Source organism: Paenibacillus catalpae, assembly GCF_900112695.1.
Taxonomy (GTDB): domain Bacteria; phylum Bacillota; class Bacilli; order Paenibacillales; family Paenibacillaceae; genus Pristimantibacillus; species Pristimantibacillus catalpae.
The window spans coordinates 1,203,520-1,216,668 of the sequence record NZ_FOMT01000002.1 but is presented as its reverse complement, the minus strand read 5'-3'; the positions used below and the strand labels follow the sequence as shown (position 1 = coordinate 1,216,668).

General features: G+C 49.2%; 13 protein-coding genes, 1 tRNA gene and 1 pseudogene. 6 read left to right on the top strand and 9 right to left on the bottom strand.

What is annotated here, in order from left to right:
• Positions 1–67: 67 nt before the first annotated feature.
• Positions 68–1,024, bottom strand: a complete 957-nt coding sequence (locus BM200_RS13085; protein ID WP_245772994.1) for a hypothetical protein — start codon at positions 1,022–1,024, stop codon at positions 68–70.
• Between the two features lie 253 nt (positions 1,025–1,277).
• Between BM200_RS13085 and BM200_RS13080 the strand changes: the two genes are divergently transcribed.
• A tRNA-Arg gene (locus BM200_RS13080) sits at positions 1,278–1,354 on the top strand.
• 123 nt (positions 1,355–1,477) lie between these two features.
• On the opposite strand, the gene BM200_RS13075 is transcribed toward BM200_RS13080, so the two are convergent.
• Positions 1,478–1,879: a winged helix-turn-helix transcriptional regulator gene (locus tag BM200_RS13075; protein WP_091185909.1), complete on the bottom strand. Its 402-nt coding sequence runs from the start codon at positions 1,877–1,879 to the stop codon at positions 1,478–1,480.
• A gap of 206 nt (positions 1,880–2,085) precedes the next feature.
• Here BM200_RS13075 and BM200_RS13070 point away from each other — a divergent pair, with 206 nt between their 5' ends.
• Positions 2,086–2,757, top strand: a complete 672-nt coding sequence (locus tag BM200_RS13070) for an NAD(P)H-dependent oxidoreductase (RefSeq protein WP_091185907.1) — start codon at positions 2,086–2,088, stop codon at positions 2,755–2,757.
• A gap of 184 nt (positions 2,758–2,941) precedes the next feature.
• Here the strand turns inward: BM200_RS13070 and BM200_RS13065 are convergent, their stop codons facing one another.
• Entirely contained in the window at positions 2,942–3,547 is a 606-nt protein-coding gene (locus tag BM200_RS13065) for a P-loop nucleotide/nucleoside kinase family protein (protein ID WP_091185905.1), read from the bottom strand.
• A gap of 182 nt (positions 3,548–3,729) precedes the next feature.
• Positions 3,730–4,071, bottom strand: a complete 342-nt coding sequence (locus tag BM200_RS13060; RefSeq protein WP_091185903.1) for a hypothetical protein — start codon at positions 4,069–4,071, stop codon at positions 3,730–3,732.
• A gap of 132 nt (positions 4,072–4,203) precedes the next feature.
• Between BM200_RS13060 and asnB the strand changes: the two genes are divergently transcribed.
• On the top strand, positions 4,204–6,048 hold the full coding sequence (gene asnB / locus BM200_RS13055) for an asparagine synthase (glutamine-hydrolyzing) (protein ID WP_091185901.1): 1,845 nt from the start codon (positions 4,204–4,206) through the stop codon (positions 6,046–6,048).
• Positions 6,049–6,158: 110 nt separating this feature from the next.
• Here asnB and rdgB read toward each other — a convergent pair whose 3' ends face one another.
• The 3 genes from rdgB to BM200_RS13040 all read right to left on the bottom strand — a co-directional run bounded on the left by rdgB (position 6,159) and on the right by BM200_RS13040 (position 8,782).
• On the bottom strand, positions 6,159–6,794 hold the full coding sequence (gene rdgB / locus BM200_RS13050) for an RdgB/HAM1 family non-canonical purine NTP pyrophosphatase (RefSeq protein WP_091185899.1): 636 nt from the start codon (positions 6,792–6,794) through the stop codon (positions 6,159–6,161).
• A gap of 4 nt (positions 6,795–6,798) precedes the next feature.
• Positions 6,799–7,536, bottom strand: a complete 738-nt coding sequence (rph, locus tag BM200_RS13045; RefSeq protein WP_091185897.1) for a ribonuclease PH — start codon at positions 7,534–7,536, stop codon at positions 6,799–6,801.
• Positions 7,537–7,717: 181 nt separating this feature from the next.
• Positions 7,718–8,782, bottom strand: coding sequence for a GerMN domain-containing protein (locus tag BM200_RS13040; RefSeq protein ID WP_091185895.1), 1,065 nt, complete (start codon positions 8,780–8,782; stop codon positions 7,718–7,720).
• A 132-nt stretch (positions 8,783–8,914) separates the two neighbouring features.
• On the opposite strand from BM200_RS13040, the gene BM200_RS13035 reads away from it, so the two are divergent.
• From BM200_RS13035 to BM200_RS13025, 3 genes and pseudogenes are all read left to right on the top strand, one after another.
• On the top strand, positions 8,915–9,454 hold the full coding sequence (locus BM200_RS13035; protein WP_091185893.1) for a phosphatidylglycerophosphatase A family protein: 540 nt from the start codon (positions 8,915–8,917) through the stop codon (positions 9,452–9,454).
• A gap of 143 nt (positions 9,455–9,597) precedes the next feature.
• Positions 9,598–10,211: pseudogene (gene cysC / locus BM200_RS13030) on the top strand (adenylyl-sulfate kinase).
• Complete coding sequence (locus tag BM200_RS13025) at positions 10,208–10,927, top strand: sulfotransferase family 2 domain-containing protein (protein WP_175532848.1); 720 nt, start codon at positions 10,208–10,210, stop codon at positions 10,925–10,927. The pseudogene cysC and the gene BM200_RS13025 overlap by 4 nt, the downstream one beginning before the upstream one ends.
• 40 nt (positions 10,928–10,967) lie before the next feature.
• Here BM200_RS13025 and BM200_RS13020 read toward each other — a convergent pair whose 3' ends face one another.
• Together BM200_RS13020 and fni are read right to left on the bottom strand one after the other, a co-directional pair.
• Positions 10,968–11,954 carry an MBL fold metallo-hydrolase gene (locus BM200_RS13020; RefSeq protein ID WP_091185887.1) on the bottom strand — a complete coding sequence of 329 codons (987 nt, stop codon included), beginning with the start codon at positions 11,952–11,954 and terminating at the stop codon, positions 10,968–10,970.
• Positions 11,955–12,040: 86 nt separating this feature from the next.
• On the bottom strand, positions 12,041–13,111 hold the full coding sequence (fni, locus tag BM200_RS13015) for a type 2 isopentenyl-diphosphate Delta-isomerase (protein ID WP_091185886.1): 1,071 nt from the start codon (positions 13,109–13,111) through the stop codon (positions 12,041–12,043).
• Positions 13,112–13,149: the final 38 nt, after the last annotated feature.

Genomic DNA, 13,149 nt, shown 5'->3' with positions numbered 1-13,149 from the left:
ATACGCATCACGCCAATTAGTATTCGCTTCATAAACCACTCTATTATAATCAACCTTGGCCATCATTTCAAGGCTGATGATCATCTTCGGTAGATTGCTGCATTGCAGCTACCTGCCGAAGTGTCCTGCACGCCTGCTCATAACGGAATCGCAATGGCTCTGTTATGCCGTAGGCTTCCCGGATATCATCATCATTCGCAGTGCCGTAAACCGTGAGCAGCAAGGTCAAATGGAGCGCTGCTGCGTAGCTGTCCACCGTCTCGTCATCTTCTCTCTGCATCCACTGATAGGCGGATGTGCCATACAGAAATTGGAGACTTTCCTTCCACAATTCTCTGGCAAAATGAGGAAGAGTAGGGTCGTCTACTTCAGTTACAGCTTCCACTCTTTCCAAAATCCGGATGACGGGCTGCGGAAAATCATCAAGCGCAAGCGGCGTTGCTTCGATATCGAGCTCCACCCTCTCACCCATGCGTTCAAGCAGCAGCTGGCCGGATATATCCCGCTTCCGCAAACACTGCAAAGCCTTGAATTGCACAACCGGATGAATCGGCTTCCCGCTTGAAAGCCACTCCAGCATGGTCTGGTCCACTTCCGGAGATTGTATGTATACCGCTCGTTCCAGCGCCAGAATCTGCTGGTCAATCATAGGATGATGCTCCATGATATAGAGCACTTGCTTGATGTAAGCTTCATCTTGCTCGGGCGGGTTCAGGAGCTGCTCCCGGAAGCTGTCTTCATTGACTTCCTCTTCATCCTCTTTGCCGGTAATCATGCCGGTCTCTTCCGTGCCCGGAAAAGCCATTTCCAGCCAGGAAAGAAGACTTGTCCATTCCTCATAATGTCGTTCATCCTCACCGCGGCACTGGAGCAGGAAACGAAGCAGATTCTTGGCTTCGCCATATTGCTCGGATTCCAGCATCCGGGTGAGCTGAATCTGATAATGATCCAGCATCTTCGGAAATAAATATACGTTATCTGGTGTAGTTATGGTATCACCGCCTTGTCGGTCAAACCGCATCATTCGTCTGCCTATTGCTTGCGTTCGATTATATCACGGAACCCGCTAATATAAAAACTACCAACCTCCAGTCTTGATTTTCCGGATGAGTGTATGCTATATTTACCAAGCGAATTTTATTAACGGGCGCAGTTAATGGCAGAACGCCAGATTCCGATACCCCTCGGCAAGGAATCGCTTCCCGTCACTTGCGTCAAACTTTTTCAAATTAGCTATTGCCAAGACTAGAAGTTACATGCTATACTCATTCTTACGTGTCCCAGTAGCTCAGCCGGATAGAGCACACGCCTTCTAAGCGTGCGGTCGGGGGTTCGAATCCCTCCTGGGACGCCATTTACCTACAAATAACAAACCCGCAAACCCTTGATTTATCAAGGTGTTGCGGGTTTTTTGCTTGCTGTCGGATAGAGCTGATCTTTTTTGCAGGCCACGTATACTCACAGCTGATCCCAGACGTCAAGCTTCAACCACACAGCTGCTTATAGCCGTACTATTTCTCGTCATTATGTTATTTGATTCACGATTTGATAAAACGGTCTTCTCATATGTCTCGCCCCAGTTCCTCATAAGAACGATTAGCGGCATTAAAGTTTCTCCAAAAGCCGTAAGCGAGTACTCTACCCTTGGCGGTATTTCCTTGTAAATTTCTCTGTGTATAACGCCGTCACTTTCTAATTCCCTCAACTGCAGCGTAAGCATGCGCTGCGTTATTTTGGGAAATAGTCTCCGCAGCTCGTTGAACCGTTTAGGCCCATCCGTTAAATGATACAAGATAACGCCTTTCCATTTACCTCCGATAACATCTACTGTGACTGTCACCGGGCATCCAAAATTAATGATATCCGTTTTATTGTCCATGACTAGAAGACTCCTTTGTATTGAAACTGTACCTGCATTATCCTAGCCGTTCTATTAGTATCATTTTTAATACTATATAACAATATTGATATTATACTACAAAATTGTGCGTACTTGTTGGAATTTATGCTTGAATGTAATATCTAAACTGTCAACGCGTTGAATAGCAATGTCTATTCTTTAAACAAGGAAGGAAGACTTTAACGATGAATACTGCACTAAAAAAGAAAGAAATTCTGGATGCTTTCGCCTTTCGGCATGCAACAAAAGAATTTGATCCCAATCGAAAAATTCCGGATGAGGATTTTCAGTTTATACTGGAGACGGGAAGACTCTCCCCAAGTTCAGTAGGGTTTGAGGCTTGGAAGTTCCTGGTTGTTCAAAACGAAGAAATCAGAACAAAAATTCGTGAAGTTGCATTCGGCGGTAAAGGACAACTTCCAACAGCGAGTCACCTTGTTATTCTTCTTGCCCGTAAAGATGTAAGATATGATTCCAAATATGTAGAATACATTTATAAGAAAGTTAAGGGCCTGTCTGATGAAGCCTTTAAGACAATACCGGTTGTGTACAAAGAATTTCAGGAAAATGATCTTCACATTCTTGACAATGAGAGAACGTTAATTGATTGGGCTTCCAAGCAAACGTATATTCCGCTTGCAAATATGATGACGGCTGCTGCGCAAATTGGCATCGATTCCTGTCCAATGGAAGGATTCAATAAAGAAAAAGTGACAAAAGTGTTGAAGGATGCGGGCGTTCTGGATGATGAGGTGTACGATTTGTCCGTCATGGTGACTTTCGGCTATCGCGCAGCTGATCCTAAACATCCACAAGCTCGACGTCCTATAGATGAAGTCGTGGAATGGGTACATTAAGAAGGCGGCAATAGGAACACCCACAACCCTTGATTCATCAAGGGTTTGCGGGTGTTTGCTGTCTTCGCCCCCGCCAAATTGGATTTATTTAGAATAAATCGTTCATCTCCTTTGTTTTTGTTCATCTTCGAAAATCGCATAAAAAAAGACGAAGCCCCTGAAAAAGGCATCGTCTTGCCAGCTCTTATACGGTTGTAGCGGTTTTATTAGCTACAAATTGATACAGATTTTCGACCTGCTCTGCCGTCATCTCGCCGCTGTTATCATAAATAAGAATGGATGATTGCGGGATATCCCAGTTGATATCAGGAACAAACGCCACGCGTTTCTCGAAGTGCGACCAGTTATCGAGCTTCCATTGGTCGCGATCGGTATGACGTCCGATAATGCGATTCTTCTGCAGCTCGATGTTGTCGAGAGTAACCACGATCACCTTGACATCGACTTGTTCTTTTGTCAGCCCTGCAGCGCTAAGCACTTCTTCAATCCAAGCTTTATTTTTAAGCTCTGCCGTAAAAGGAGAGATCATAAAGACGTTTTGACCGGCTGACAGATTCTCGATACAAATATCTTTGGTTGTGTCATATTCCAAATCACGAAGGTTTTGTTTGTAAAAATCCGAATCACGGTCATTTTTGTCGAGTCCGTTGCGCTCCAGCATCGCCTCAACAAATCTGCCTCCTACCGTATCACGATCCAGAAAAGCAGCCGGAATACGTTCCGAGAGCTTTCTCGCCACGGTTGTTTTGCCTGTACCCGCAACACCTACGAAAAACACTAACTTTTGCAATGCCTGATGCCTCCAACATATAACTAGTTTTATCCTCCCATTGTACCACTCCTTTACTAATAAAGGTATCACAAAGGTTACAAAAAACGTTACATTCCGACACGCGGCTTACAAAAAAAGGATAATAACCTCCAAGCGCTCGAGCCGCTTCCGGAGAGTTCATTATCCTCGGGAGTTCATCCTTATAATCGGCCTGGATCCAGGAAGCCCATAGACTCCACATGCATACGGGTTGCAGCAGTCCCATGCTCATGAATAAACAGATAGATATCGCGGAGAATCGCGTCATACCCGGCGTTCATCCGGCTGTCGTTGGGTTCATCCTGCAGAAGACCGACCACATAATTGTAATGACCGGTTATCGCATTATCCATGCTGGATAAATCCTCGAACATGACCTGCAGCTGGTTAAATTCCTCATCATTTGCCGTAATCTCAAGCTCGTAGGAAGCCGCTCCCTGATCCTGCAAAATTTGTCCGGCCTGGACCGAAACATAGTATTTTTTACGCTCATCGCCTGACATAGGTGTATCTTCAGCTCCTTTTTACAAACATGCTCTTCTAGCATCCCCCGGCGGACAGACATTTTATCCCTTTTTTCCGCATATAACGGATATTATCGCTACAGGAGTCCAGCAGAAGAGAGGAATGAGACTATGTGTGGAATAACCGGCTGGATTGATTGGACCCGGGATTTAACCCAAGACAGCAGCAGCCTGATTAAAATGACAGAAACATTATCGCTGCGCGGTCCTGATGCGTCGGGTACATGGATTTCGCCCAATTGTGCGCTTGGCCACCGCAGGCTCAGCGTTATTGATCCCGAGAATGGCGCTCAGCCGATGATTCGGCGCTCGGGCGATGACACATATGTCGTTGTCTATAACGGCGAGCTTTACAACGCGCTTGAATTAAGGAAGGAACTGGAGGACCGCGGCAGAACCTTTATGACCCATTGCGATACGGAAGTGCTGCTTGTGTCTTTTATGGAATGGGGAAAAGCATGCGTGGAACGGTTTAACGGCATCTTCGCTTTTGCGATATGGGACGTTACCGAGCAGGAGCTGTTCTTGGCCCGCGACCGACTGGGAGTAAAACCGTTGTTCATCAGCTTTGCGGATGGACTTTTTATTTTTGGCTCGGAGCCAAAGGCGATCCTCGCCCATCCGTCCGTGAAAGCCGAAGTAGGGGCGGAAGGAATAGCGGAAATTTTTATTATCGGCCCGGCCCGTACCCCCGGCCAAGGGGTTTATAAGAATATTACCGAGCTGCTTCCGGGTCAATGTATGACGGTTAACCGTACCGGCAGCCGAAAAACAAAATATTGGAGCCTCGAGAGCTTTCCTCATGAGGAGGATGCAGACACTACAGCCGAGCATGTCCGCGAGCTCCTTAAAGATACAACGGAACGCCAGCTTGTATCGGATGTGCCAGTTGGAACGCTGCTCTCCGGAGGGCTTGACTCCAGCGCATTAACCACGCTTGCCGTGCGGTATTACGAGCAGACCGGCCAAGGCAATGTTCATACGTATTCCGTCGATTACAGGGATAACGATAAGCATTTCAAGGCGCATGCCTTCCAGCCGAACAGCGATGCGCCATGGATCGAGCGGATGACCAGTCATTTAAGCACGATCCATCACCCCATTCAGTTCGATACGCCGGAGCTGGTTGGTGCGCTTAGGGACGCTACATTAGCTCGTGATTTGCCCGGCATGGCCGACGTAGACGCCTCCCTCCTGCTGTTTTGCCGGGAGATCAAAAAAGGCGCTACGGTTGCGATATCCGGTGAAGCAGCAGATGAGATCTTTGGCGGTTATCCTTGGTTCCACCGCGAGGAGGCGCTGAGCGCCAATACGTTCCCATGGTCCCTCGCATCTTCCATGCGTGCGGATCTGCTTGCGCCCGATGTGGCTGCATGGATCAAGCCGCTTGATTATATCGGTGACCGTTATGCGCAGGCTATTGCCGAAGTGCCGCATCTGGATGGGGAATCCGAAACGGTTCGCAAAATGCGCAAAATGTCTTATTTGAACATTACCCGCTTCATGCCGACTCTGCTTGACCGGAAGGACCGGATGAGCATGGCGGCCGGCCTTGAGGTCAGGGTCCCGTTCTGCGACCACCGGCTTGTGCAGTACGTCTGGAATATCCCGTGGGAGATCAAGACGGCTGGCGACCGCGAGAAGGGCATCCTTCGCCGAGCGTTAAAAGGCGTGCTTCCCGAGGATGTACTGACTCGCAAGAAAAGCCCGTATCCAAAAACGCATAACCCGAATTATCTATCGGCCGTCAAAGGCCTGCTGCTGGATATATTAAACGATCCGTCCTCCCCTCTTCTTCCGCTCATTAACGTGAGCAAAGTAAGAGAGCTGGCGGAGTCGGATTCGGCCAAATCGAATATTCCTTGGTTTGGTCAGCTGATGTCGGGGCCGCAGCTGTTTGCTTATTTGTATCAGGTGAACACATGGCTGAAAGAGTATGGAGTAAGCGTTAAATGAATGTGCAGATAGAAGCTGTTTAATCGCTGCACATTCGATTGCTCCGCTCACCCAACTCTTTATTGAAAAAAAAAGCGTCACAGGTGATTTTCCTGTGACGCTTTTTTGCGTTACTCGTTTGTCTCCAGCTTCTCAACAAGCTTCGCGAGAGCATTGCCGCGGTGGCTGATCGCCTGCTTTTCTTCCTTGGACAATTCCGCCATGGAGCGGCTAAGCTGAGGAAGCCAGAATAACGGATCATAGCCGAATCCGCCTTCGCCGCGCGGACGCTCGGCAATAAAGCCGTCTACTGTGCCTTCCGACTCCATAAACTCGCCGGTGGCTGGATCATACAAAGCCAGCACGCAGACGAATTGAGCAGGACTAAGCAGACGCGTACCGTCGGCAAGCGGCTCTGCGGCATCCGTAGCGTTCAAGCGCTTGAGTTCTTCCAGCAGCTTGGCGTTGTTAGAGGCATCCGTGGCGCCTTCGCCCGAATAACGGGCTGAGTAAACTCCGGGAGCGCCGCCAAGCGCAGCGACACGCAGGCCGGAATCATCCGCAAGCACCGGTACCTGAAACGCATCGCCGGCCGCTTTTGCTTTAATGCGGGCATTGGCAGAGAACGTATCCCCGTCTTCCACAATATCGGGGAAGGCTGGGTATTCGTTCAGGCTGACAACCGTTCGCCCAAGCTTCGCAAAAGCATGGGCGAATTCCTTCACCTTGCCCTCATTTTTGGTCGCGATTAATATAGGCTGCGTCACTTGTTCACCCTCCGATCCGGTCCGCAAACTCTCCTAATGCAGCACGCTGCATCTCGATCAGTTCCTCGATACCGCCTTCTGCCAATTCCAAAAGCTTGTTCAGCTCCTCGCGCGAGAACGGAGAATCTTCGCCAGTGCCCTGCAGCTCGACAAATTTACCGTTTCCGGTCATTACCACATTCATATCGACCTTCGCCTTGGAGTCTTCTTCGTAATTCAAATCAAGCAGCGCCCGTTCCTGAATAACGCCAACGCTTACCGAGGCAAGAAAATCGGTAATCGGATATTTTGCAAACTGCGTTGTTTTCGACAGCTTGTTAACCGCAAGGCAGAGGGCTACAAATGCACCTGTAATGGACGTGGTTCGTGTGCCGCCGTCAGCCTGGATTACATCGCAATCAAGTGTAATCGTACGTTCGCCAAGCGCCTGCAGATCGACGATCGAACGCAGCGCACGTCCAATCAAACGCTGTATTTCCATCGTACGGCCCGACAGCTTGCCTTTAGCCGCCTCCCGATGGTTGCGGGAATGCGTTGCGCGAGGCAGCATCGCGTATTCAGCGGTAATCCAGCCCTTGCCTTGCCCTTTCATGAATGGCGGTACCCGCTCCTCAACGCTGGCCGTACAAATAACCTTTGTCTCGCCAACTTCGATAAGAACGGAGCCCTCCGCATATTTATTAACGCCTGTCGTTATCGTAACCGGCCGAAGCTGGTTCGGTTGCCGACCGTCTGTTCGCATCCTTATGTTCCTCCTGCATCTTTCGCTTTAGCTTATGTGTGTATTGGCTTTGCAATCTTTCCTATTTTACCAAAGTGACTTATGAAAAGCATCTTTTATGTTCCCGGACAAAAAAAGCAGCCCCGCCAGGTCTTTTAGACCAAGCGGAGCTGCACTTGTTTCTGTCATTGGTAAAGTTGTCTTAGCTTTTAATCGCATTCACATGGTGAGGACGGGATACCGGCTCGCTGTAGGATACATTGTTCTCATCTGTGACTGCTTGGCCGTTAAGCGTAATTTGAACTTTGGAAGCGCCCGTGTTCTCCGTCACCGACAGAACGATTGCTTCGAGCATCTCGGCAGGAGCAGGAAGCCCTTGTTCAAACGCCTGATCCTTCAGGTCAACGGTAACCGTATCATCCTTCTGATCAATGCTGGTCACTTCCACGTCATTGGTCAGTACAGCTGTCAGGTTTTTCGCATTCAGCGGACCGGTAATCAGCTGTTCAAGTGCAGCTTTGGCAGCCGACTCATCTGTACGGTTAATCAAGCGGGTAACTGGTACATAATATTGTTCATCGTTCGAAGTTTGGGAAGAGAAGTACAGTGTAACCGGTGTCGAGTTCAAATAGTTGACTCCGTCAGCGGCTTCCAAATTAATCCCTACAGAACGTGTAAGCGGCTCATCAAGCGGGAATCCGTCTTGCGGCATCTCCGGCAGCTTGGCACCGTCATACCATAGTTCCACGCCTTTTGCGCCCATTGCCGTCAACGTCCAAGTAATGGCTTCTACGATTGTGCGCTCATCCGTAGCCGGATAGTCGCTGAATGTTCCGCCAAATTCAACGGTTGCGAGTTGGCTTTTTGGATCGATGGTAAGCGACTTCACCTCAGTGCCTTTTGGAAGTACCGCACGGAAATCTTCCGGCAGCTGGTTGGCGAAGCTTCCGCCGTCCACCATAATTTCAAGCGCTTTTTTGCCGGCTTCTTCCACTGCATTCTCGGTAAGCGCAGCTTTCAATGATACTGGTGCCAAGTAACCGTTGCGATCTTCCAGATAAACCGTCAGATTGGAATCATCATCTTGTCCAGGCAATACAGCCTGTCCGGTGTTTGTGCCATCTACACTACCTGTTGATTCCGTCTGCTGCGGCGGGTCGATCTCCCCTTTTGTATCCTGCGAGATCAAACCGCATCCTGTTGCAAGGATGGGAAATACCAGCACACCGCAAATTGCTGCACGGCGGATCCATTTTGTTTGAGTCATTACTTTTTCCTCCCCAAATTTTGGTATTGCCTGTTCGGCGGCTTTGTACATTTGTTGATTTGTAGTACTATGTATACGAGCCCTTCCCTTTTTTAGACCAGTTTTGTCCACAAAATCTGAGGGGGTAACAAATTGTTTAATCAAGTCACTTACAGCTTGAACAGCCGCGAGGTTGCGGACGCAACAAACGAATGGCTCGAAAAACGAGGCGTGTCCAAAACATCCATTGCGCAGCTCGTTCATTTTCTGCAGAAGGATTATTATCCTGAACTGACACTGGACGATTGCATCAATCATGTCGAATCCGTCCTGTCCAAAAGAGAAGTGCAGAATGCCGTACTTACCGGCATCCAGCTTGATCTTCTGGCAGAGGAAGGCAAGCTGATGGCACCTCTTCAAGAGATGGTCAGAAATGACGAAAGCCTGTATGGCTGCGATGAAATATTAGCTTTATCTATTGTTAATGTTTATGGCAGTATCGGATTTACCAACTTTGGCTACATTGACAAGCTGAAGCCCGGCATCCTGAAGAAGCTTAATGACAAGAACGATGGTCAGATCCATACCTTCCTGGATGATATCGTTGGAGCCATTGCCGCTTCCGCTGCAAGCCGTCTGGCGCATCGCAAGCAAGCCAGCCGTGAAGAAGAAGCAACACGGTTAAAGGAATAGAAACTGGCAGAAAAGGCTGTCCTACACTTGTAGGGCAGCCTTTTCCATTCCCGCTTTCTTCCTCTGAACCTTTTCTCTATTTTTCGAATATTTTAGTAATAAATAAAAGAGAGGAGTGATCGGAGAAGTTGAACGAGAAGCATATGAAATGGCAAAAATCCTGCATGACGCGGGAAGACAGACAGCTCCTCAATGATCACCAAAGCTGCATTCTATGGTTTACACAGGTCTATCGGGCTCCGGTAAATCAACGGTAGCGGCAGCTGTTGAACATGAGCTCTATAAGCTGAATTGCCGCAGCTATTTGCTCGATGGCGATAATCTCCGTAATGGCATAAACCGGGATCTGGGCTTTCTTCCGGAGGACCGGTCGGAGAATATCCGCAGAATCGGTGAAATAGCCAAGCTGTTTGCCGATGCCGGAATGATCACCCTCGTAGCGGCGATCTCCCCTTATAGACAGGACCGCGACCGGCTGCGGGCTTCTGTCCAGCCTGGTGAATTTATCGAGATTTATGTCAATTGCAGCATGGAGCATTGCGAGAAAAGGGATCCCAAGGGGCTTTACAAGAAAGCAAGATCTGGAGAGATCACACATTTTACTGGCATTTCGGCGCCATATGAGCCCCCTCTCCATCCGGAGCTTGTTCTCGAGACTGCCAAACAAACGGTGTCCGATTCTGTGCACGACGTTATGTCTTACATCCGGCACCGCGGCCTTATCCATCCCATCAAGGAAGAAGGGGAGGAATTTTGAACGACAAGCTGCTGCTTTATTTGCATATTCCGAAAACTGGCGGGTCTTCCTTTACTCAGGCGATTAACGAAAACTGCCCGAATATCGTTCATTTCCATACGCTTGTTGACGGTATTCAATTAAGTGAACGGCTTGTCAACGCGGATGCCTTATGCGGACATTTCATATATGGCATACACCAATTTACGGACCGGCCTTACCAGTATATTACGATGCTTCGCCATCCTCTCGAACGAACACTCTCCCACTTTTATTTCAAATATAAAAATCCCGAATATGACGTTTCTTATGATGAAGATCTAACCTTTGAGGAGTACGTGCTTAATCCTTACTATGATATCGAGTACTGCAATCTGCAAGCCCGAATGATCACAGGCGAGCTCAATAATCCGTATCCGAATTACCAGAAAGCCCGTGATCTTCTAGACAATCAATTTGCTTTTGTCGGCTTGACGGAGTTATATGATATTTCCTTGTTTTTACTTATGCAACGATTGAACTGGAAGCTGACGCATTACCCAAAAGTAAACGTAACACCTAATCGCCCTTCATACCGTTCGCTATCCAGCGAAGCGGTCAGTAATGTCATACAAAAAAATGAAATTGACCGGAATCTGTATGAACACGCCTGCCAGCGGTTTAACGAGCATGTATTAGATTTGTCTTCTAAACAAGAAAAACAGCTCAAAGCTTATTTAAGAGCGGCCAGAATGTGAAAAAAGGCCCCACATCCGTGAAGCCTTAGCTCGTTATCCCTTATTCAGCTGTACGAAACATAACGGTATCCATTGTTCCGGTTCGAATGATCTTGCCCCGCTTCTCCAAATAATGAAGATGGGCGATCGTCTCCGACATGGCAAAACGAAGATTATGGGGATTCGTCCGCAGATGACCGCCAAATAAATGCTCGCAAAGCTCAAATGCGCTGCTCGGTTCTCTCAGCATTTCCCACATTTTGTTCAAACGGCGGTCATGATGCTGCTTGATTTCGATGATCCGGTTGGCAAAGTCTGTAAACGGCTCACGGTGCCCGGGGAAAGCCAGCTTCACCTTATACTCATACAACTCGTCCAGGCTATTCAGGAAGCAGCCCAGCGGATCCTCTTCCTCACCAGGGTTAAAGGCAATGTTAGGCGTAATATGAGGAAGCACTTGATCACCGCAGAGCATATACCCGTTAAACGGCTCGTAGAAACACAGCTGGCCAAAAGCATGCCCAGGTGCATCAATCATCCGCCAGTCCAATCCGCCAAGCTGAATCGTGTCGCCGGCAGTCAGATAAGTCACGCGAGGCTGAGGAGATACTTTCCGGACAAACCCGTCCAGATTACTCTTGATTTCAAGCGTCAGTTCATCAGGCATGCCATGGATGGCGAAATGGGCACGCAGCTCTTCCGCATAGGTGCTGCTGCTTCCCCAAAGCCGTTGTGTGTACTGATGAGAACGTTCCGAGATAAAGACAGGTGCGCCAGTCCGATCCTGGAAATACCCGGCCAAACCATAATGGTCAGGATGCTGATGCGTAAGTACGATCCGGGTAATTTGCTCTATGGTAACTCCATGATTAAGAAACGCCTCGTCCCAGGCTTCAAGTGCCTCATCCGTGTGCAGACCGGGATCAATAAGGGTGTAGCTCCCGCCGTTCTCCGGAATCAAATAACTGTTAACCCACTTTAATGAAAAAGGAAGCGGAATCTTCACTTGAATCCATCCGCCGTCCCACACTTTTGTTTCCACTGTCATGAATGCTCTGCCCTCCCAATCATTCCCTTTCGACCATCGTTATACCCGACAGTCTAGTATTCGCTGAACCTGCCGGTCTTACTTGGTTAGCGGGCTGGAATAAGCCGGTTCGTCTGCTGAAGATCGGTAATTGTTGCCGCGCCAATCCCAAACATGGCCGCACGCAGCTCAAACTCTATACGATCGAATTGCTCCATTAACTGCTCAACGGATAATCGTGTCTCTTCGTTTGCTGCACGAGAAAGAAGCACCCTCCCAAAACCAGCGATATCGGCTCCCAGAGCAATGGATTTAGCTGCATCGACGCCATGCTGCAGTCCGCCGCTAGCAATAACCGGCATGTGCGGCAGCCGTTCTTTGACTTCGGAGATGCTTTGCGCGGTCGGGATCCCCCAACCAGAGAAGGCCTCAGCAGCTAATCTGCGCATCGGATCGTTCTGACGATACTTCTCTACCTGGCTCCAGGATGTGCCTCCCGCTCCCGCAACGTCAATAAAGGCTGCCCCCGCAGAGGATAGTAATGCAGCCGTATCGGCATCAATTCCCCAACCAACCTCCTTGATGCCAACGGGCACGGGCAGCGCCCGGCATACTTCCTCAATGCGTGGCAGCAGATCACGGAAGTTGGTGTCCCCCTCAGGCTGGAACACTTCCTGCATGCTGTTCAGATGCAGAACCAGCGCATCGGCTTCCGCGATTTCCACTGCTCTGCGGCAGGCGTCTACGCCAAAACCATAATTAAGCTGAACCGCCCCGATATTTGCGATAACGGGCACGGAAGGTGCGATGTCTCTTATATAAAAGGAAGCTGCCAGGTCTTCCTGTTCAATTGCAGCACGCATGGATCCAAGGCCAATTGCCCAGCCTTTGTTTTCTGCAGCCTCCGCCAAGCGGCGGTTAATCGCGCCGGCCTCACTGGTGCCTCCCGTCATCGAACTGACCAGCAGCGGCGTACGCATAGGCCGCCCCAGCCATTCCGTATCGAGCCTGATGTCGTCGAACGCAATTTCCGGAAGTGCATTATGGCGGAAGCGCAGCCGCGCAAGCCCCGTATCAATGCCTTCTCCAGCCACGTTCTCCTGCAGGCATATGCGAATATGCTCGCTTTTACGTTTCGATGTGGAAGCGCTTGCCCCCGATATTTGCTCTACTGTCATATAGGGCAATCCTCCTATTTGTATAGCCAACCTTCCGG

Coding starts and splice junctions, on each gene's coding strand:
- BM200_RS13075 (WP_091185909.1), bottom strand. CDS start 1,879: ATGGACAATAAAACGGATATCATTAATTTTGGATGCCCGGTGACAGTC.
- BM200_RS13020 (WP_091185887.1), bottom strand. CDS start 11,954: ATGACAGTGGAAACAAAAGTGTGGGACGGCGGATGGATTCAAGTGAAG.
- fni (WP_091185886.1), bottom strand. CDS start 13,111: ATGACAGTAGAGCAAATATCGGGGGCAAGCGCTTCCACATCGAAACGT.
- rph (WP_091185897.1), bottom strand. CDS start 7,536: ATGCGAACAGACGGTCGGCAACCGAACCAGCTTCGGCCGGTTACGATA.
- BM200_RS13040 (WP_091185895.1), bottom strand. CDS start 8,782: ATGACTCAAACAAAATGGATCCGCCGTGCAGCAATTTGCGGTGTGCTG.
- asnB (WP_091185901.1), top strand. CDS start 4,204: ATGTGTGGAATAACCGGCTGGATTGATTGGACCCGGGATTTAACCCAA.
- BM200_RS13070 (WP_091185907.1), top strand. CDS start 2,086: ATGAATACTGCACTAAAAAAGAAAGAAATTCTGGATGCTTTCGCCTTT.
- BM200_RS13060 (WP_091185903.1), bottom strand. CDS start 4,071: ATGTCAGGCGATGAGCGTAAAAAATACTATGTTTCGGTCCAGGCCGGA.
- BM200_RS13085 (WP_245772994.1), bottom strand. CDS start 1,024: ATGATGCGGTTTGACCGACAAGGCGGTGATACCATAACTACACCAGAT.